Origin of the sequence: Shewanella sp. 10N.286.51.B7, from assembly GCF_002873615.1 — a bacterium.
In the GTDB taxonomy this organism is placed as follows: domain Bacteria; phylum Pseudomonadota; class Gammaproteobacteria; order Enterobacterales; family Shewanellaceae; genus Shewanella; species Shewanella electrodiphila.
In genome coordinates this window covers 223,674-241,617 of the sequence record NZ_MCUF01000024.1, presented here as the reverse complement: position 1 = coordinate 241,617, position 17,944 = coordinate 223,674, and the positions used below count along the sequence as shown (strand labels likewise).

General features: G+C 39.6%; 15 protein-coding genes. 5 read left to right on the top strand and 10 right to left on the bottom strand.

Translation table 11 applies throughout. From position 1 onward, the window contains the following. Positions 1-238 precede the first annotated feature (238 nt). Entirely contained in the window at positions 239-1,213 is a 975-nt protein-coding gene (locus tag BCU84_RS07020; protein WP_102527401.1) for a diguanylate cyclase, read from the top strand. A gap of 132 nt (positions 1,214-1,345) precedes the next feature. On the opposite strand, the gene BCU84_RS07015 is transcribed toward BCU84_RS07020, so the two are convergent. The 4 genes from BCU84_RS07015 to BCU84_RS07000 form a co-directional block, all read right to left on the bottom strand. After that, positions 1,346-1,777, bottom strand: a complete 432-nt coding sequence (locus BCU84_RS07015) for a hypothetical protein (protein WP_102527356.1) — start codon at positions 1,775-1,777, stop codon at positions 1,346-1,348. Positions 1,778-1,812: 35 nt separating this feature from the next. Next, the gene (locus tag BCU84_RS07010; protein WP_133146624.1) at positions 1,813-2,094 is read right to left on the bottom strand and encodes a hypothetical protein; all 282 of its coding nucleotides are present in this window, start codon (positions 2,092-2,094) and stop codon (positions 1,813-1,815) included. 175 nt (positions 2,095-2,269) lie between these two features. Next, complete coding sequence (locus tag BCU84_RS07005) at positions 2,270-4,984, bottom strand: acetate--CoA ligase family protein (protein WP_102527354.1); 2,715 nt, start codon at positions 4,982-4,984, stop codon at positions 2,270-2,272. Positions 4,985-5,005: 21 nt separating this feature from the next. Next, entirely contained in the window at positions 5,006-5,803 is a 798-nt protein-coding gene (locus BCU84_RS07000; protein ID WP_102527353.1) for a LysR family transcriptional regulator, read from the bottom strand. 165 nt (positions 5,804-5,968) lie between these two features. Between BCU84_RS07000 and BCU84_RS06995 the strand changes: the two genes are divergently transcribed. Then, entirely contained in the window at positions 5,969-6,451 is a 483-nt protein-coding gene (locus BCU84_RS06995; protein ID WP_102527352.1) for a magnesium transporter, read from the top strand. Further along, the gene (locus BCU84_RS06990) at positions 6,452-7,525 is read left to right on the top strand and encodes an efflux RND transporter periplasmic adaptor subunit (RefSeq protein WP_102527351.1); all 1,074 of its coding nucleotides are present in this window, start codon (positions 6,452-6,454) and stop codon (positions 7,523-7,525) included. It begins immediately after the preceding gene. Between the two features lie 131 nt (positions 7,526-7,656). On the opposite strand, the gene BCU84_RS06985 is transcribed toward BCU84_RS06990, so the two are convergent. The 5 genes from BCU84_RS06985 to BCU84_RS06965 all read right to left on the bottom strand — a co-directional run bounded on the left by BCU84_RS06985 (position 7,657) and on the right by BCU84_RS06965 (position 11,690). Next, positions 7,657-8,346 (bottom strand): hypothetical protein, encoded by a 690-nt coding sequence (locus BCU84_RS06985; RefSeq protein ID WP_241906376.1) that lies wholly within the window; start codon positions 8,344-8,346, stop codon positions 7,657-7,659. Between the two features lie 41 nt (positions 8,347-8,387). Further along, positions 8,388-8,723, bottom strand: coding sequence for a 5-carboxymethyl-2-hydroxymuconate Delta-isomerase (locus BCU84_RS06980; protein ID WP_102527350.1), 336 nt, complete (start codon positions 8,721-8,723; stop codon positions 8,388-8,390). A gap of 286 nt (positions 8,724-9,009) precedes the next feature. Further along, positions 9,010-9,600, bottom strand: a complete 591-nt coding sequence (locus tag BCU84_RS06975) for a YgjV family protein (protein WP_241906375.1) — start codon at positions 9,598-9,600, stop codon at positions 9,010-9,012. A gap of 409 nt (positions 9,601-10,009) precedes the next feature. Continuing rightward, entirely contained in the window at positions 10,010-11,266 is a 1,257-nt protein-coding gene (locus BCU84_RS06970) for a Y-family DNA polymerase (protein ID WP_102527349.1), read from the bottom strand. A 16-nt stretch (positions 11,267-11,282) separates the two neighbouring features. Beyond that, positions 11,283-11,690, bottom strand: coding sequence for a S24 family peptidase (locus BCU84_RS06965; protein ID WP_102527348.1), 408 nt, complete (start codon positions 11,688-11,690; stop codon positions 11,283-11,285). A 370-nt stretch (positions 11,691-12,060) separates the two neighbouring features. Here BCU84_RS06965 and BCU84_RS06960 point away from each other — a divergent pair, with 370 nt between their 5' ends. Further along, a complete protein-coding gene (locus BCU84_RS06960; RefSeq protein ID WP_102527347.1) occupies positions 12,061-12,465 on the top strand; it encodes a hypothetical protein in 405 nt (134 codons plus the stop codon). A 267-nt stretch (positions 12,466-12,732) separates the two neighbouring features. Here the strand turns inward: BCU84_RS06960 and BCU84_RS06955 are convergent, their stop codons facing one another. Then, entirely contained in the window at positions 12,733-14,238 is a 1,506-nt protein-coding gene (locus BCU84_RS06955; RefSeq protein WP_102527346.1) for a DUF1566 domain-containing protein, read from the bottom strand. Between the two features lie 376 nt (positions 14,239-14,614). Between BCU84_RS06955 and BCU84_RS06950 the strand changes: the two genes are divergently transcribed. Continuing rightward, positions 14,615-17,329, top strand: coding sequence for a DUF1566 domain-containing protein (locus BCU84_RS06950; RefSeq protein WP_102527345.1), 2,715 nt, complete (start codon positions 14,615-14,617; stop codon positions 17,327-17,329). Positions 17,330-17,944: the final 615 nt, after the last annotated feature.

Here is a 17,944-nt window from a genome sequence, read left to right as displayed (position 1 = left end):
CGCACCTCATGAAAGCTTAAAATATCTTTTATATTCAATGTTTTTCATTTTATATATTAAATTCCATTGCTTAAATAAATAATTTTAATACACTGGTGAAGTATACTTTTTATGTGTATTGCTAAAGCGACTTGTAGGTCACTAGTGCAGATTGACTGTTTCGAAATATGATTTTCACATTGATGAATAGGATGTTCTCTTGAATACTAATCTTGAAAATTCTGCACAAATATTACGTATGGCTGTGCCGCAAATGTCAGCGTTAAACATTCCTGTCACGCCTGAAAATTATGCCATTTGGTATCAATACTATTCAGAAACCAATTTGAGTTTAAAGCGTGCGATTGATGGTCTTCTTGCTAATGAGGTTGAATTTACCCCTTCAGTCAATCAAGGTTTATACAATAACTTCATACAAGAGCAATCGCCTGAAGTGATTGAGAATGTCCAGATTGAAACCCAGCTACTCATTAATAGCTTAGTGAATCGCATTAATCAGTTTGCTTCTGGTACCGATGACTTCTCAAGTAATCTCTCACATTTTAATCAAGAGCTTCAAACAGAGCTTAACCCTCAAACACTGAATGAACTAGTCGTTAATATTAGCTCAGAGATAGAGCAGGTCATCTCTAATAACCAATCAATGAAAGCCGATATTGAAACTTTAGGGGACGAGTTGAGCCAACTTAAAGAAGAGATGGATAACCTCAGTAAAGTGGCTATGACCGATGAGCTCACCTCCTTAAATAATCGCCGCGCCTATGAAATATTTTCAACGGAACAAGTCAGCTTATTCACTCAAAACCAAATACCTTGCAGTTTACTGATGGTTGATATTGATCATTTCAAAGCATTTAATGATACCCACGGTCACTTAGTGGGTGATAAGGTTTTATCATTTGTCGGTTTTGCATTAAAACAGTCAGTGAAAGGCAATGACTTTGTCGCGCGTTATGGTGGTGAAGAGTTTGTTGTTCTTTTACCTAACACAGAATTTAAAGATGCATTTACTGTTGCTGAAGGTATAAGAGAGCGTATTGCCGCGCGGCAACTAACGATTGGCAAAGAAAACAAACAGCAACTAGGTAATATTACTGTGTCGATTGGACTTGCCAATATTCAACCAGGGGATGATTCTGAAACCTTATTAAAACGCGCAGACGATATGTTGTATCAAGCAAAATCATCTGGCAGAAACTGTGTGAAAGGCTAATAATCTAAGCGTCCAAACTAGTATGAATGTTATGACTGTCATCATTGACGCTTATCTAAATTTTACTACTGTCTAACACTGACGGCCAATAAGTACAATTGTAGTTATTGGCACTTAATGTCGATAGTTTAGTTAAACTGCAAATACATTAATTAACTCAATCCAATCTTTTTCTAATTGACTAAATGTTTTCCCCGTTAAGGTGTGTGGCTCGCCACCTTTGTATAATTTTAAATAAATATCTAACCCGTAACGCTCAATGATAAATTGCGTAAATGCACCTTCTTGCAGATATGCGAGCTTCCTAGCGGTTCCAGTTTTTGCTGAATGCCTAATATCTTCTGCTTCAGTCAGTGAAATCAAACTCCCATATTTTGCTGATTGCTCTGCAACAGCCCTATATAAGTCAGTGCCAAAATCTGGATATTCTGGTGTTCCACCAAAGCGATGCTGTAAAAACACGGCAAGGCCGTCATCATAAAAACGATCTTCATATCCATTTTTCTTTTGTTTTCTAAATGCACTAACGGCATAAACGTGAGTCAATTCATGGATAATAGCCATACCAGAGTGTTCAGGCTGGCTATCTGAAAAAGCAGCTAGGACTCTTTTTCGGGGATATGTATTGTGTTCCAATCTTGGTAAGGCGTGCGTCTTTTTTTGGAAACATAAATAATGAGATGCTCGTTAATCGGAGTTCCAACATAGACCGAAGACTGCTGTAAATAAGATAGAACGACTTCTCTATTTTTAGCAACACGGTTCGCTAACTGCTTTACGGTGTTAAGAGAAATGTTTTTATCGTATTCAATGGTGAAGTTTTCCGTTTGATAGCTTTCTGCGTTAACAATCAATGAAACTGTACATAGCAAGCCAATCATGCATTTTCTAATCATAGTATTGTCAAATTCCGTTTTGATTTAAATTCTTTATATCCTTGCCCAAACTGAACAGAAATCCATGCTATTAGCTTCCTGTCCAGCCGTTCAGCCGTTTAGAATCTGTTGAGTCACTCTTAACTCAATCATGTTTAAACATTTATTATCACAGGATCATTTACTTTTGGTTTGATGTAGATGAAGTAGGCATGTCCATGTGCATTTTGATCAAATGCTCCTCCATATCAAATGAGACTGCAAAACCAAGATTCTTTGCAAGATTTGCCATGCTGCGGTTTTCAAACATGGTGAAGCCTGCAAGTACCGGAGTATCGGTAGTTTTATAGTAATCGACTAACTTTTCTAGCAATAATTTGCCTAGGCCAATCCCTTGGTAATCTCCACGTACAGCCATAGCAAATTCAGCTTCGGTATTATCAGGGTCAGTTGATGCCCTAACAGCGCCAAGGGTGATTGATTCACCATTATCGTCCTCTGCGGTAGCGATGAATGCCATTTCGCGGGCGTAATCAATTTGGGTTAATACTGCCATTTCTTCATGGGTCATACGAGAGCGCACACCAAAATAGCGCTTGTATCTGTCTTCATCACTAAGTGAATTATCAAAGGCTAAATGCTTAGGTTCGTCTTCTGGTAAAATGGGTCTAAGCATGACTTTTAAGCCATTTTTCAAGACGGCTGTTTGTTCTAACTCTTTTGGATAAGGCATGATGGCCAAGCGCGTTTTAGGGTCGATATCGGCTTGGTTCAATTTCATATTCACATCAAGCAAAGTGATCGTCTTACCCGCTGCCAGAACGGGATTTAAATCCAATGATGCAATTTCGGGGCAATCAATTATAAGATGCGATATTTGCGTCAGCATGACACACAAGGCATTCATGTCTAAACCTAAAGGCAAATGTCTGTCTCTAAGCTTATTCGCTTTTAGAGCTTGAATGACCATGTATCGTGCTAGTGTCATGTTCAAAGGTGGTAGGGCAACTGACGCATCACGGGTAGGATCCCACTCAGAACCTCCTTCACCCAAACAAATAGCTGGACCAAACACAGGGTCATTAATAACAGAAACTCGTACTTCCTGCGCTCCTGCTGTTAAGGCCATTTTTTGCACTATCATGCCGTCAATCTTGGCATCTGGATTAATCTCTTTAACGCGACTTATTATTGAATGTGCCGCTTGTCGGACTTCATCATCGTTGGTTAGATTAAGCATGACGCCATGAGCATCTGACTTATACATTAAATCTGGTGACTGTACTTTAAGCGCAACAGGATATCCAAGTTCGTTGGCAAGCTTAATGGCTTCATCTGCAGTTTTAGCAAAACAAGTTTGAATGGTATTCAGGCCATAAGCTTTTAAAATGTCGCTGGTTTCATGGGTTTCTAAAATGAAACGTTGCTCATTTTGCGCCTTTTGCAGCAGCTTTCTCGCACTGTTTGCATCAGCAGGGATATTATCAGGAATAGATTGCGGTACTTCTTGAAGCAACCTTTGGTTACGTCGATATTCAACCATGTGCATGAAGGCTTTCACTGCGCCTTCCGGCGTTCGATAAGTTGGGATCACCGCTTTATTAAACAGTTTTCTTGCCTGGTAAGCTGAGTTTTCACCGCTCCAATTGGTTAAGATATTCAGTCGATTTCGATTCGGGTGAGCTTTAATTGCAGCAATTAAACTATTGGCAATTTCGTCACTTTCTTCTAATGCTGAAGGGGAATGCAATACTAAGATGGCATCCATTTCCTGGCTGTCCATCAAGATATTTAATGCCTTGGTATATCGTTCGCTATTGGCATCACCGACAATATCGATTGGGTTTTGGCCAGACCATGTTGTTGGCAAGATTTCATTGAGTTTATTAATGGTGTCTTCTGATAGTTGAGCTAATTTACCGCCTTTTATTATGAGCTCATCAGCAGCGAGTACCGCAGGGCCGCCGCCATTACTTATAATGGCAACACGTTCACCTTTAAGGGGGGTTGAATGGGCTAAACTTTCAACTGCAGCAAACAGCTCTATTAAATCATTAACACGTAGCATACCAGCACGTTTAAATGCCGCTTCATAAACCGCATCATTTCCGCCTTTACCACCAGTATGTAGCATGGCGGCTGCGATGCCTTCTTGGCTACGACCTGATTTAATCACAAAGATGGGTTTATTACGCGCTGCTGCTCGGGCTGCGGACAGGAAATGGCGTTTTTCATTGATAGAATCGATATAAAGCATAATGGCGCTGGTGCTGCTATCTCTACCGAGATAATCCAGCAACTCATCAAAATCAATATCTGATGCATCCCCTAGGGATATAAATGATGAAAAGCCGATGTCTTTGTTATTGGCCCAATCGAGCACCGTAGTACAAATTGCTGCGGATTGAGACACAAATGCGATTTTGCCTTTCTTGGCACTGCTATGGGCTAAGCTGGCATTAAGACCAATAGGTGGAATTATCATACCTAGGCTGTTTGAGCCTAAAATGCGCATGCCAAAACGTTTAGCGTGCTGCTGAGTCAAACTGAGTAAACTCACACCATTGTCATCATATTCATTGGCCATGCCCGATGCCATGATAATGACTACCTTACAACCAAATTGCGCTAAGGTTTCTACAATACTGGGGACTCGACTTGCTCGAGTACAGATGATGGCTAAGTCAGGTTTGATGGGCAGAGATTCAATATTAGGGTAGGCCAATACGCCCATCACGGCGTCGTATTTAGGCGTCACCGGCATGATCGGGCCTGAAAATCCGCTACCCAGTAAGTTCTTCATTAATACGCGACCTGCGCGCTTTTCTTTATTTGATGCACCAATGACGGCAATAGACTTTGGTTTAAATAAAGCGTGAATACTTCTCTGACTCATAATGCCTCACTTTCGAGTGGACTAACTATTAGCGATAGATTGCAACATGACTTTTTGACATAACTCAGATAACCATGAAATTTTTGCTTCATGACGACGCGCAGCACTGCAGATGACAGCTAAATCGACAGCAATCGCTTTATGGCTATCATCTGACTCTAGCTTAAATTGATAAGAGTAATTATCGGCAAGTAATTGGCATTGCACACTATAATTATCAACAATAATGGTTGGGTTGAGTTTCACGTCTATGGCGCGATACAGCTCAACATACTCATTTAGGTCTTCAATAATCAGCTTAATAAACTCGCCATTTTTATTGCCCACTAATGAGCCATAACCTGAAGCAATTTTCTTCTGGTATAGCTGTTGTGGTCGCTCTCTTAAGGTTTGTATTCCAATATCAATTGAGCCATCAATTAAGCCGTCATTACTTGTTTTACGCCATTGTCTTAACTCAATTACTGCTGAGGTCTCTGCTCTAATTGCATCAATGAGATCTTTTCCCATCATGACCATTAGTGGTTCGCCTAAATGAACCGTAATATATTGCAGGTTTTTAGGATCAAAATACTCAGGTTCTAAAGCCAGGTTGATTTGTTCTATAGAACTTTGTATTTTAGGGGCAATCTTGTCAGCGTAGCTGGTTGGCTGAAGACCATTTGCGGTGCGTATGAATAAGGGATCGCTTAATTCTTCACGTAATTGCGCCAACACTTTTGACACAAAAGATTGTGATCTTCCGAGTTGTTTAGCCGCTCTTTGGGTCGAGCCTGCTCTATATAGGGTAATGAACACATTAAGTGCATTAAGATCCATAATATACCGATAATTTAGAACACGTTAACTTCATATTACACCATCTATTCCACAAACACATTATCGAACAAAGTAAATAAGCCATTTGGAATATCGGTTATTCCATTTTTACATTTAAATATTGTTAATATACATTTGTCCAAATCTTTGCTTTATGGAGAATACATGTCAAAAGCGCTAGAAAATGCATCTACAGCATCAACTAAACAGCACATTGTGTTTAGGTTATTAAAGAAGAGTCTCACTGTTATTGCTGCTTTTTCAGCTTTAGGTCTTTTGAGCTATTTATTTTCATTGTTGACCAAGATCCACGGTAAATCATTACCTGAAAGTTATTTTGCCAATGGTTATCCATCTATCTTAGGATTGCTCGATTCTGAGCTATTCATGGGTTTTGTGTTTGTGGTCACTATTGGCATTATTTGTTATACGCTGCTGTTATTTTGGCGCCTACATGAAGTTGCTGTTCATAAGGCTGAGGCCATGTCGAGTGCACATACACAAATTGTGTTTGCCTTATCATTATGTGGCTTATTCATCGATAAAACCTGGTGGGTTTTAGCCATCATTATTGCTTTCGGTCGCTGGGATGTATTAGCTAACAGACTTTCTAGCATCATTAGTAACGGCTTAAAAGGAGACAAGTAAATGAAAGAGATTATGCTCCCATATGTACTCATTATATGGCTCCTAGTAAAACTCGGTGTTATCAAATGGAACCTTGCTAATGCGGTTCGTTCTGTTGGTTTAGGTATTTTTATCGCATTTATGCTTTTTACCGCACACCGTTTTTGGTCTCCAGCTGATTTAACCGATAGTTCAACGATTAAAGCACCTCACGCGGTGTTAAGCCCTTTATTTGGTCAAGAGATTGAAGAAATCTATGTGACTCATAACCAACAGGTAAAAAAAGGCGATTTAATCTATAAACTGGTATCAGTAGACAGCGAACAAGAAATAGATTCTCTTGAAGCGCAAAAAGCGGCAGAGCTTGCTAAGAAAGAAGCATTAAAACTTAAAATGCATTCGTTAACGGTAACGTTAAATAATGATAAGCGTAATTTTGAGCGTGTTATCAATTTAGGTGAACATGCCAGTGAAATGACCCGTGACGATCTTGACGCTAAAATCGAATCTACAGTGGCTGAAATCGCTTCTGTCAAAGCTGAGCTTGAAACCCATCGCGCGCAGTTACGTTCGTTCGATGCGCAGATTAGTTCTGCTAAATGGAATGACGATCGCCGTGAGATCAGAGCGCAATTTGATGGTCAGTTATCAATAACCAATGTTGCAGTCGGAAGTCGTATTGGTAACATGCATCTTTATGATACTTCTAAAAAGTTTTTAGAAATGCGTATTGCTGATCAAACTTATCGCTATATTAAACCTGGTCAATTTGCAGAGTTTTATGTTGATGCATTTCCTGGTGAGATTTTTCGTGGACGTGTTCACAGTGTCACTACGGGGACGGGCGAGTCGTTAATCAGCCCAATGGCAGGAACCCAACATGTTAGACAGCACGTGGGTAACAACAACAGCAGTCACGGCCGTACAGTGATTATCGAGTTTGAAGAGCCGGAAGGTTATATCATACCAATTGGTGCTACAGGTTCAGGCTGGATCTCGGCGGATAAACCAGCTGACTTTTTAGGGTTTATGGATATTATTGGTGGCGCAACCATCAGGCTTAAGGCATTAAAAGCCTATCTTAATGCTCTATAAGTTGGGTTTAAGTGCGATTTATAAGTGCTTGCACCTAGTCTAGCTATAAGCTCAGCTTAATTAGTGTCTGCAACATGTTATTTTTAAAGGGAGCTTCGGCTCCCTTTTTTATTCACTCGCATCTTATTTGATCAAACCCTTACGCCACTAGCAAAGCTACAACCAGGGAAAGACGTATATTGGTTTAAAGGCTTAAATTCGATAATGCTAACTTCACTGATTTTATCGGTTTCAATTGTCTGCTCTATTTCAAAATAAAACCACCATTGCCTGTTTAATGAGGTTAACTCTATATAGGGATAACTCCTCATTTTCCAGCTGCCTTTCAGATGATCTGAGTGTGTGACTGCCTTACTGGTATATGATAATTCATAAGTATTATCTTCGTTAAGCTCCAGAGCCACTAACGTATCGCAATTTCTGCTTTGGTATTTGCTAGCCAGATCTCGTGTGGTGACTTTATCTTTAGGCTTTACGCCATCAGGCAGCAAAAATAAACCCACATTATCTTTGCTATACCAGTGATTTCCAGACTTTAGCATTTCAACGTTAGGAATTACCCAGCCATTATCAGAGAGGGAACCAATAAGTCCTTGAAGGTGAGTTTCATCCTTTATAAAGGGGGAATATAAGATGGTTGATTGATTTACCGTATCAGGGAAAGCGTGGGTATTGGTTGTCACTTTATAGTTAGCTTGTTCCAGCGTCGTGGTGACTTTCTCAATTTCAGCCTCTGATAAATAGCGCGTATATAAATGTACTTCAGTAGCTGAACAGCCAGCAAGCATCACAGTCACGATGACGAGTTTCCATATTTTCACTTCATTGTATCCTTACAAATTAGTTTATGTCGTTATTTTGTCTACACAACGACTTTGGCGTAGCTTTCTCTGTCTATATCATCAACTTCTACCGAAATAGAACAATCCTTTATTGATAAGGCCTTCAATTGCGCGAGTACTAATTGAGTGAGTTTTGATTTTTGCTCAACATCACGCCCAGAAAGGATCTTCAAGGTAACGTGGATAAAATTAATATCAACTGCACCGGTTTGGTAATGTGAGTAAGCGATGGCCCTTACCTTGATATCACTGCCTTCTGGGTCAAATAAGTTTGAAGTTAACGCACCTCGGTGAACTAACGGTACGAGCAGATTTCCATCAATTTCTGTCGAGTGCTCAATAATACAATGTGGCATTTATAACTCCTGTATCCCTGTTAAAGTCGTGAATAAAACTGTTTTCTATGATTCATTTAAGCTTTTGATCCAACTTAATTGATCATCACACTGGCTGCTTAACTATGGCTGATTACAATACGCATTAATTAGCTGCTTTAAAAGTAGCGATATGATTTTAAAGATAAGAGTTGGAGATAGGGGAGTGCTGGGCTTTTGTACTGAGTTTAAGTATCGAATTTATGTATCGAGCTGTAATGGTGGATGTCTGCGTAAGTTAAGCATTTACACTCAATCCACTCTCTATCTATTTTACCAGCTCAACACAGTCATTATTCGCTTCGATACTATTCGCTTCGATATAGGATTTGCTTTGTAAATACTGCTGAACCAGGCCTTGAGATAAAATAATCATCGTCATTACTTGATAGAGTATTCCTGACCATGACATCAAATATATTGATAGCATAAGGTTCAGTGTGTTACTGGCTATCATAGCGAGTCTTAACTGGCTGCCTGCAAAGTAAAATAAGCTAACACTCATGACGACAGCAGCCATGACTGCACACCATTCACTCCAATGTTCAGCCCACATTAAACCCTGTAGTATCGCAACACCGCTAAAAAGCATAGTCAGGAATAAAGGGGACAAGTTAATTGAGTCATCCTTACTGAGGCTTTGACAACAACGAAAGCGAATAACATTTACTAGTTGATTCGCCATGCCTAAAAAACTGCCTAATAGACCTAAATGAACAGCAGTAAGTATTGCAGCTACCATATTGCCATGAATAAATTTGCAGTCTTGCTGTTGACTATTTGCCCACCAACCTATGGCCATTGAGACAAATCCAATTGCTTGGATAAAAAATAACTGATTTAAAGCAAACTCAGGCACGCACAGTAATCCGATAAAAATTTGAAGGTGCGTATTGTCTATATTTTCGCCGCTAAAACAATGATCCAGTCGAGGTTTATTCAATTATGCTGATATTAGCTTGTAAAAGCCCACACATGTGTAATTCACGTTATTATGTCGTTATATTTTTGTGTTGTTTAGGCGCTGTTTTTGTTGCTGCGCACAAGTTGTTTAGCGGTATAAAATGGGCAATATAAGGTCAATACACTGCTTATTGAGTGGCAGCTTATTGAGTGGCAGCTTATGAGTCACGTTGATTAAGTGACTGTTGATTAAATGACTGTAGGTTGAATGATTGTAGATTGAATAGATGTGATTGAGCAATTGAAGCTCGAACAACTGCTGCTTGAGCTATTACAGCATTGAATAAATGCACAGGCGCTTTATTTTAACGGCAACTAACCTGAGGAATATCTTGCCAGCTGGTGGTGTATTGCGGTGTCAGTAAGTCGCGGCGCATATGCCATTTTCCGCCAATACCTTGTGCAGCCACAAAGACGGAGTCAGTGCCATAACGTTGATTGAGCGTATCACAAACTTGCATTAATGCAGGATCTTTAGGCGGCGTGAACAAATCACCTTGTAAATGTTGTACAGGACATAAGTCCACCAGCCCGACGCCGATTTTATAATAACGGGTAGAGGGGTTAAACAGTTGGCTTCCAATGCTTGTTGCATGACTGATGAGTTCACAACTGTCGTTGGTAGGCGTCGCGCAGCGGTAGTGATACTTAAAACCGCTAGGCTGTTCATCATAGGGGGAATTTCTGGCAAAAATGAGTAAGCTACTTGCTGCAGAACCTTGTTTGCGTGCTTTCGCTGCCGCAATCCCAGCATGCTTACTTAAGGCTTGTAGTAATGCCTCTTTGTCTGTGATGCGTTCACCGACACTGCGAGTCGAAAAAATTTGCTGCTTATCTGCTCGAGCACTGTCCCAGCCCTTACATTCTTCGCCATTCAATTCACGTACCGTGCGCTCTATTTCAATGCTAAAGCTTTTTCGTGCAAGCCCTGGCTGGAGTTTAGAAAGGGCAAGTGCAGTTTGAATGCCCATTTGTTGTAACCTTTTGCCTATACGAGAACCAATTCCCCATACATCGGTGACCTTCATGCTAGCGAGAATATTTTGTCGTTGCTGAACTGAGTCAATATAACAAACGCCATTATAGCCACTCAGTTTTTTTGCCGCATGGTTTGCCACTTTTGCTAGGGTCAGGGTTTCACCGATACCGACACAAACAGGCAAGCGAGTTTCTTTCCATACTGCGCGGCGTATATGAGCCGCATGGGTCAGCAAGCAAGGAATTGCAGGATAAGTTTGTTTAAATGATAAGAAGGATTCATCAATTGAATATATGTGTTGCTCTGGTGCGAAGCGGCCAATGACGTCCATCATCGCACTAGAAAGCGAACCATATAATTCATAGTTAGAGGAGAGCGCAATTACGCCAAGTTCGTGGCATAAGTCTTTGACTTCAAAGTAAGGGCCAAACTTACCAATGCCTAACGCTTTTGCTTGTCGGTTGGCGGCAACAATACAACCGTCATTATTGGATAACACAACAATAGGGCGACCGCGCCATTCAGGTCTGAAAACCTGTTCAGCGCTACAATAAAATGAATTGGCATCAACCAAGGCGTACATAAGTTAACCGCCCATTCTAATCATTAACTAATAAAGGACTTTGGCGATGGCAACGAATTGAACGGATCACCACGCCCTCAACACTAAAATTGTCGTGCTCTTGGATTAACACGCTATTGTGATGGTCATTGGCCGACAACAGTAATCGGCGCTTGGTATCAATCAGCTTACAGACGAAGTTGCCGTTGTAATTAGCCACGATTACATCATGGTTTTCAACGTTGACGTGACGATCGACAATCAGAATATCTTTATCAAATATGCCTATCTTTTCCATTGAGTCACCACTGGCTTGACCAATGAAGGTGGCACTCGGGTGCTCAATTAACAGTTCATCTAAACTGAGTGGTAGTTGTCGATATTCTGCTGCAGGGGACTCAAACCCGGTGATCCCAGCGCTGGCTAAAATAGGAATAACGTTCATAAATTTCACATCTAAAAATAACTGTATATTTATACAGTATTATAGTCCTCCCCGTAAAATTGGCAATCAATTCCGTTTATTTGTATTCGATTTGAACAATCTGTTGGTTATTTATTCGAAGATAGCGTTGAGGCTTCTTAAAAAGAACCATCATGAATTGAATAAGTTAATTGGTTGTTCAGCTTAGGTTTAGCAAAAGTAGGTAAAATAGCTATCAAGTTAGCTAATTCAGTAAAGCGGTATGTAATGTAAAAAATCTTTGGGACTAACTCGCGCAAAAAGGTAACTAATAAATGATGAAAGTCGTTACCTTAGTACAAGTTAACTACATCACTGGCTTACTCGCATCGACGTAAAAGGTATACGAAATATGAATAAATTAATCATGGTCGCAATGTTTGCTTTCTTTTCTGTGGCAGCTAATGCCAGCTATTCAACGCAGCAGTCAGTTGTAATCCAAATCGATCAAGCTAGAGCAAACATAGAATCAGCCGTGAGCTGTTCTATCATTTATTCCCATACGCCAATGGCGACTGAAGCCGATTATTACAAAGGCATGGTTTACGAGAATTACTCAAACCTTGTTGAGCAATTAGTATTAACAGGGCAATCAGAACAACAGGCAAGACAAACGGCAATGGAGCAAGTTGTTTCACAAGCACAACACATGGAAAAATTGTTAAATGATGAAAGAGCAGGTGGTAAGGCGCAATTCACTCAGTTGCTTAAGCAAACCGCAGTTCAAAACCAATGCGTGCATTATGCTAATCTGTAAAGCTATCCATCAATAGAAACAAATCATAATATAGGCTTGCCGAAACAGGCATTTAGAAGCAATCACTTAAAAATAGCCGCTTATAAATAGATAGTTGAAATATACAGAACAATAAATCATCGTTATGTGCAAATAATAAGCACATAATGATGACCGGGCATTTAAATGTAAAGCCTCGTGAATATCTCGTGTTAGTAAACAGTTATACTCTCTATTTTACAAAAGCTTAGAATATATACTGCAACATTATGTTCTATGTTCTATGTTCTATTTTGTATTTTTAGGTGGTCCTATCGGGGCTTCATTAGCAGTGATATAACCATCTTTATTTTCATCAAAATGATTAAATCGTTTTGTACTTGCTTGAAACTCTGAAGCCGATACTTTTCCGTCGCCATTTTTATCAAATCGATTAATGAATTTATTATGTGGAGAACTGTTTTTGTTATGGGTCATTTTATGAGTTTTGATGTCTGAACTTGTACTCATGCTTGTATTTGTAGTATCAACTATCGCCGAAGAGCTATTTGAATATTGATACACTTGTTCAGCTTGGTATTGGCGGCTTACTTCAGTGGCAAGCTCAATATTACCAGCCCTTACGCTACGCACATAGTTATCAACTCGAATGTAATCGCCTTGTGGCCCACGGGACATGGGTTTACCCGTTTTAGGATCACTGCGCTGAGAACCCGCACCGTGAACATCCATTGTATTATCGCGCATTACGCCCAAAGCTTTACCGAAAGCAACATAAACAGCGCCAGATGCAGGCACTGGCCCATCAAGATGAGTGGTTGAGCTCCAATAATAAGGGTAATCTTTATCGCCAGCTTCATTTGTTATTGCTGTTGTTGAGAAAATAGGGTCAATAGCAGCTGAGTGGCTGGTTTCGGGTGAACGACTATAATCCAAAATACTTTGCAATTCTTTTGCATTGGGTAAGCGCCAATCGCTATGGCCTGCTAATGTGAGGTTTTCTGAATACTGCAATGCTTCTTGCCAATTCAGACCATGCTTGCTGTCATCTTGTTGCCAGATTAAGCCTGTGGCTAAATCTGTAATGGTGCCATCATTATTGTCAATGAAATTATTTTTACCATAAGCTTCATTGCCTCTGACGAATCTGAAGTACATTTTATTCGCAGATTTTGTGCGAGGATTATATTTTGGATAACCTTTAATTCGGCCATCAACAAAGTTTACGCCAAAAATCGTCTGATCATTTTTCATTGTTTTGCCAACATATTCAGTACTAGACCATGTTTGAGCATCAATTTCTCGTTCACCAGCTTGAGTATTACCAATGGGTTGACTAAAAAAGTGGGTGTCGATGAAAGGGGTAAGGGCTTTTTGCCCTTTAACGCTGCCTGAAAATTGAATAAGCGAGTAGAGCTCTTTAATCGTAGGGATCCGCCAGTCACCATAGCCAGCCAACTTTAAACTGGATATTTTTTGTAATGCCTGATCATAGGTAAGTTTTTCACCCATTTGTTGCTGCCACATTAAGCCGGTTACATTATCTGTAATCGTGCCATTATTATTGTCTGTATATGATGGAGGATTAGAGCGATAGTTTGCATCCTGACCATAAAAGCTATTGGCCTTGTCAGGTAATGGCATTGCGGCATTATTGTTGTAGGATATTCTTTGCCCTGTCTCGACAATTGGGTAACTTGTTATATTAAATGATGAATTAGCTAAATCTGTTGCATATGCAGAAGCTGCTAGCAATGAAATAAACACTGAAACTCCAAGAATTCGCTTTTTCATAAAATACCTATTTTTAAAAACCATCTAATAAAACCTATCTAATAAACATTATGCATAACAACTTAATGGTAGTTATGTTATTACTCAGGTTTAATCGAGTCGTGATTAATGCCTTATCACTAATTAAAATAGCAATAATAAAGCCAACAAAAATAAATTTTACTTAACTTTAAATACGTTTCATGAGTATTTTATCTATTGATTTTAACTAGATGTTTGTAGTACTAGGTTGGCGATACATTAGGCTTAGCAGAACTACAATTTATGCGGTTGACATGTTAATAGTATAATTTACTTAGCTTTACATGTTACTCATTATTGTTTACATGCGTATGTGTATAATTTAATTACAATAACTCAGATAATAAGTATAAAGATGCATAGTAAAGTTAGAGAGATAAATCTGTCACTTGTGATGATATTTTTTTCATTCTCTCTTATTGGCTGTGGTTCAGGAGATTCTGATTCTGCCGCTGTAGAATTACCGAATAACACGATTCCTATTGCGAACCCTGGCGATGATCAAATGGTAACGACTGGAGAGTTGGTTACCCTTGATGCAAGTGCTAGTACAGATCCAGATGGTGACACGTTAACCTACAACTGGATCATCACTTCTGCCCCTAGCGGCATCGTAAGTTTATCTGATGCGTCGAGTTCAACACCCAATTTTATAGCGGATACCGATGGTGATTATGTTATTTCACTTACAGTCAACGATGGCACTGATAATAGTGAGGCTGCTACGGTCATTATAAGCAGTTCATCCACCAGTGCAGAAAACACTTATACCATAGTAGATACCAATCAAATCATTTGTTATGACTCATCAACAGGCCAAGCTGAAACATGTGAAGGCAGCGGCTACGATGCTGATATTTCGGGAAATCAACCGAGTTATACACTCAGTAATGATGGCACAACCGTTACCGATAATGTGACTGGCTTAATTTGGTTACAAAGCACCGATATTAATGCAGACGGCCTGGTAAATTACGATGACAAATTATATCAAAATGAAGCCGTTGAATATTGCGAAGCGCTCGATTTTGCAGACCGAGAAGACTGGCGTTTGCCCAGCGTAAAAGAAGCATATTCACTTATTCTATTCAGTGGTAAAGATGCGAGTAACTATCAAGGTACAGATACATCAACGCTTGTCCCTTTTATCGATCCTGTTTTTGATTGGGCATTTGGGGATTTAAATTCCGAGAATGATCGCATCATTGATGGTCAATATGCATCAACCACACTTTATGTCAGCAACACGATGTTTGGCGACCCAACCATGTTTGGTGTTAACTATGTTGACGGAAGAATTAAAGGCTACCCGACTGATACAAAAGAATATTATGTTCGCTGTGTTGCTGGTAATACAGACTATGGCGTTAATCAATTTTTTGATAATAACAATAAAACAGTGAGTGATAATGCAACAGGCTTAATGTGGCAGCAAAACGACACTGACTCGAACAATTGGGATGATGCAGTACAACAGTGCCAAACAGCTACAACAGCAAGCCAAACTGATTGGCGTCTGCCTAATGCAAAAGAACTACAAAGTATTGTTGATTACACTGTTTCGCCAGATACCCAAAACCAGGCAGCTATAAACAGCATATTTAATAGTACCTCGTTTGTGAATGAAGAAGGTGTTATTGATTGGGGCTACTACTGGGCGTCAACGACACACGTTGATAACGACGGAGACGGCAGTAATGCAGTCTACGTGTCATTTGGTCGAGCTTTAGGTTACATGCAAAGTACGATTTTAGATGTTCATGGCGCAGGCTCACAACGAAGTAACGATAAACTTGATGTTGCTAGTGAACCTGGCGCAACATCAGCACAAGGAACAGACGGGGTGTTTTATTATAAAGGGCCTCAGGGTGATATCTTACGGAGTAATAATAAAGTCCGTTGTGTTCGAGATATCGAATCCAATAGCACTGATACCCAGCAGTTCACTTTATTCTCACCGTTAAAATCTACCGAAACTTACCTTATAAATGAACTTGGTGAAACTGTTCATAGTTGGCAAAGTAATTACCGCCCTGGTTTATCAGTCTACCTTTTAGAAGATGGCACGTTATTACGCACTGGTACTAGCGATAATATCGATCCTGTTTTTGCTGACATGGCGGGCGGAACAGGTGGGATTATCGAAATACTGGATTGGGACAGTAATCCAGTATGGAGTACTAGTCTGTCAACTGATCAATATTTAAGTCATCACGATGTAGAAGTGTTACCCAATGGCAATATCCTTGCCATAGTTTGGGAAGCAAAAACTGCAGAGGAAGCCCTAGCACTAGGGCGAACACAAGTCGCTGATGATTCACTATGGGCTGGTGCGGTATATGAAATCTGCCGTGCTAGTAGCAGTAATCCTTGTATTGATGGAGATACAGTCTGGCGTTGGAGTGTTTGGGATCATATCGTGCAAAATGTTGATGAAGAAATTAGCGATACTTTTGTTTCAGACATAGCGGCGCACAGTGACAAAATTAACCTTAATTACTTTAATGGTGCCGGCGCTTCAGACTGGACCCATATTAATTCGGTAGATTACAACGTGGATACAGATCAAATTTTGTTAAGCGTGCATAACTTTAATGAATACTGGATTGTAAACCATCAAGATTCAACTCAAGGAATCGTTTCACGTATTGGTAATCCTGCTGCATATGAGAGTACAGGTGAACAAACATTGTTTGTACAGCATGACGCACAATGGATTGATGAAGGGCTTGCTGGGGCAGGCAATATCTTAGTCTTCAATAATGGGACTAACAGACCCGAAGGCGATTATTCATCAGTCGATGAGTTTTGTTCAGCAGAAAATGATTGTACTGAAGGTGAAATGCTCAGCAGTTATAGCGAAGGTGTGACTGGTGAGTTTTATGCATCGCGAATTTCAGGTGCACAAAGATTAACCAATGGTAATACGCTCGTTTGTGAAGGGACAGAAGGCCGTTTATTTGAGTACGACAACAACTTCAATATTACGTGGGAATATAACGTAGGCTCAGAAGTGTTCAGAGCAGTAAGATATGAATCAAGCTATGAAGGTTTAAGTCAATTAAACTAATTACACTGTCAATGACGCTTGCAATTTGCTCTTTATAAAAGCTCTTGGTGCAATCTTAAAGACAGCTTTAAAAAATTCTAATAACTAATAACTAATAACTAACAACAACCTATATTGTTTTCATATAGCAGAGGCTTAAGTTTAACAGGCTTGAATACGTGATTATGTCGATATAGGCAAGGGTAGTCACAGTCACTTACTTCTACAACATGGAACAGACGGAGTATTAAATTTGTCTGTCTCCATCATGTAAACAGCTTTACCTAACTCGCCATTGTAAAATAATGTACTAAAAGAGAAGCAGCACAAAATATTCATTAACACACTCAATCTCTCATTAGCTTTAATGCCTGTGTATTCACGCAGGTATCATTTATTTCTTTAAATTTGCGCCATTTTATTTCTCGTTATGTAATCAATAAAATTCTCGATTTTAGATTATGAGAACTTAACGTATTGATATGTAGCGCAATTTAAAAACTCTGCGGATTTTTTATCGAGAATAAAGATTCTCGTTAAAATTTATTTTCTGTTTTATCTACCCAAAAGGATAATTGTTTCAAGGTTACTAAGCTGATAACTTACTAAAAATATTGATGATTTAGGCATATTAGC

Excerpts from the sequence above, each read along its gene's own strand:
- BCU84_RS07020 (WP_102527401.1), top strand. The coding sequence starts at position 239 with ATGGCTGTGCCGCAAATGTCAGCGTTAAACATTCCTGTCACGCCTGAA.
- BCU84_RS07015 (WP_102527356.1), bottom strand. The coding sequence starts at position 1,777 with ATGGCTATTATCCATGAATTGACTCACGTTTATGCCGTTAGTGCATTT.
- BCU84_RS07010 (WP_133146624.1), bottom strand. The coding sequence starts at position 2,094 with ATGATTGGCTTGCTATGTACAGTTTCATTGATTGTTAACGCAGAAAGC.
- BCU84_RS07005 (WP_102527354.1), bottom strand. The coding sequence starts at position 4,984 with ATGAGTCAGAGAAGTATTCACGCTTTATTTAAACCAAAGTCTATTGCC.
- BCU84_RS07000 (WP_102527353.1), bottom strand. The coding sequence starts at position 5,803 with ATGGATCTTAATGCACTTAATGTGTTCATTACCCTATATAGAGCAGGC.
- BCU84_RS06995 (WP_102527352.1), top strand. The coding sequence starts at position 5,969 with ATGTCAAAAGCGCTAGAAAATGCATCTACAGCATCAACTAAACAGCAC.
- BCU84_RS06990 (WP_102527351.1), top strand. The coding sequence starts at position 6,452 with ATGAAAGAGATTATGCTCCCATATGTACTCATTATATGGCTCCTAGTA.
- BCU84_RS06980 (WP_102527350.1), bottom strand. The coding sequence starts at position 8,723 with ATGCCACATTGTATTATTGAGCACTCGACAGAAATTGATGGAAATCTG.
- BCU84_RS06970 (WP_102527349.1), bottom strand. The coding sequence starts at position 11,266 with ATGTACGCCTTGGTTGATGCCAATTCATTTTATTGTAGCGCTGAACAG.
- BCU84_RS06965 (WP_102527348.1), bottom strand. The coding sequence starts at position 11,690 with ATGAACGTTATTCCTATTTTAGCCAGCGCTGGGATCACCGGGTTTGAG.
- BCU84_RS06960 (WP_102527347.1), top strand. The coding sequence starts at position 12,061 with ATGAATAAATTAATCATGGTCGCAATGTTTGCTTTCTTTTCTGTGGCA.
- BCU84_RS06955 (WP_102527346.1), bottom strand. The coding sequence starts at position 14,238 with ATGAAAAAGCGAATTCTTGGAGTTTCAGTGTTTATTTCATTGCTAGCA.
- BCU84_RS06950 (WP_102527345.1), top strand. The coding sequence starts at position 14,615 with ATGCATAGTAAAGTTAGAGAGATAAATCTGTCACTTGTGATGATATTT.